The sequence below is a fragment of the Nitrospinota bacterium genome (assembly GCA_029881495.1).
Lineage (GTDB): Bacteria > Nitrospinota_A > UBA7883 > JACRGQ01 > JACRGQ01 > JAOUMJ01.
The window spans coordinates 1-2,010 of the sequence record JAOUMJ010000072.1 but is presented as its reverse complement, the minus strand read 5'-3'; the positions used below and the strand labels follow the sequence as shown (position 1 = coordinate 2,010).

General features: G+C 49.3%; 2 protein-coding genes. Both read left to right on the top strand.

Going from position 1 to position 2,010, the window contains the following annotated elements; genetic code table 11:
• On the top strand, nt 1-595 hold a 595-nt coding region (locus tag OEY64_13395; protein MDH5543938.1), incomplete at its 5' end, for a hypothetical protein.
• A gap of 10 nt (nt 596-605) precedes the next feature.
• Nucleotides 606-2,010, top strand: a 1,405-nt coding sequence (locus OEY64_13390) for a B12-binding domain-containing radical SAM protein (GenBank protein ID MDH5543937.1), incomplete at its 3' end; no start/stop codon positions are given.

Genomic DNA, 2,010 nt, shown 5'->3' with positions numbered 1-2,010 from the left:
GTACGGTAATGATAAAGCTCTCGCGGAGAAGATCAGGCTACTCGCCACCCGTCCATCGCTTACAAAATCCATAAAGAAGAATATCGAAAATATCAGAAAAGAGTTCTACTGGGAGAAGGTTCTAAAGCCGCTCGCGAACTTCTTTCAAAAGCCGAGAAAACTGAGACCGCTTTTTCATGACAAGCTGAAAACACTCTCCATCCACGACCTCATGAACGAAAACCTGAAGAGCGTCCTCTATCTGAGGTCATCACCGATGGAACACTCCACCAGCTGTATCAAGGCTCTTCGCGCCATCGCGCCGGAGTGCGAGATAGATGTGGTTATTCAGCCTGGCGTTGTCATGGAAGGGCTGGGAGAAAATATAAACTTCCTCCCCCTTCCGGCGAATATATTTAATCCCGCTACAGCGGCGATGGCTATTAACGGGAAGAAAAAGTACGATGCTGTAGTTTGCTCAATCACACAGAAGGATTTCAGGTACTATAGCAACGTCATAAACTTTGCGGCCAAAATGCCGACAAGGATGTATTGGGCATATAACGATGAATTTCAGTTCATCGACATAAAGCTGTTATGCAAAGGAGAGATTTGATTTGAAAGTTGTGATCGCCACCGCGCCAGGCAGGTTTTCCGGTAACCGCTACCCTTGCCCATTCCCGAGCAGGTGGACATCCCTCTTTCAGGATTACCCCGTATTCATCTTCTTCCCTTATGAACTTGCCTACCTCTCTTCCTTGCTAAAGAGGGATCTGCCGAACGCGAACGTGAAGATGGTGGACGGCACGTGGCTCAGATTTACAACGGACGACTACCTCCGCTACCTCGAATATGAAAAGCCCGATTACGTCGTCTTCGAAGCGGATACCGTTACTTACGGCGAAACCCTCAAGGTCGCAAAAGCGATAAAGGCAAAGCTCGGCACGAAGATAATAATGACAGGGCAGTACCCGACCGTCTATCCCGAAAAGGTCCTTGCGGACGGGAATGATTACGCCTGCATCGGAGAGTATGAGGAGACGGTAAAGGATATCCTTCTCGGCCTGGAGCCGTCTTCTATTCAGGGTCTATACCCAAATCCACACCGCCATATACTCAATATCGATTCACTCCCCGATCCGGAGGACGATGACATCCGAAGAATAGATTACAGCTACTCCGGCGGTTGCCGATGGACCCGTTACCGGAGCATAGAGGTGCACGCCACGCGCGGTTGCCCATACACATGCGATTTCTGCGTAGCCGGAAACGTCTACTACGAAAAGCCAAACTGGCGCGCCCGAAGCCCGGAGCGCATCATCGGCGAGATAGAGACATTGCGCTCGAAATATCCAGGCATCGAAGGTGTCTTCTTCAATGAGGAGACACACATCGTAAAGAAGGATTGGATTTTAAAGCTGTGCGACGCAATCGTCGCATCCGGCAACAACGACCTCCACTACGAAGCTATGGCCAACCACCTCCTCCTTGATGACGAGGTGCTGGAAGCCTTGAAAAGAGCCGGTTACTACAAGCTGAGAATCGGCATTGAAACTATTGATCCTGCAACCAGCAAGAGCATCGGCAGGAAGTCGAAGGCAGATCGGATCCACCATGTCCTTGAAACTGCGAAGAAACTTGGAATTGAAATATACGGCACATTCATAATAGGCGCGTCCGGCTCCAGCAAAAAAGGGGATTTGGCTACCGTTGAATTCGGAAAGAAGTTGATATCCGAAGGACTTATATCAAGCTGGCAAGCATCAATCGCTGTACCACACCCGGGAACTCCGTTCTACGAAAAGGCTGTTTCAGAAAACTGGCTTACTACCGACAACCCGGAGGCTTTTAACGGAACTATTGGATCAGTTGTCAGCTATCCCGGATACTCCAGTGAGGAGATAATGGAAACTGTGACCGTAATGTCAAAAACATTTGAGGAAGCACGACCATCTGACTCTTTCTGTCTTGCCCGTTCAAAAGCAGGTGAAAATACATACCTGACGGAAGAACAACGTCGGGAAGTACGCA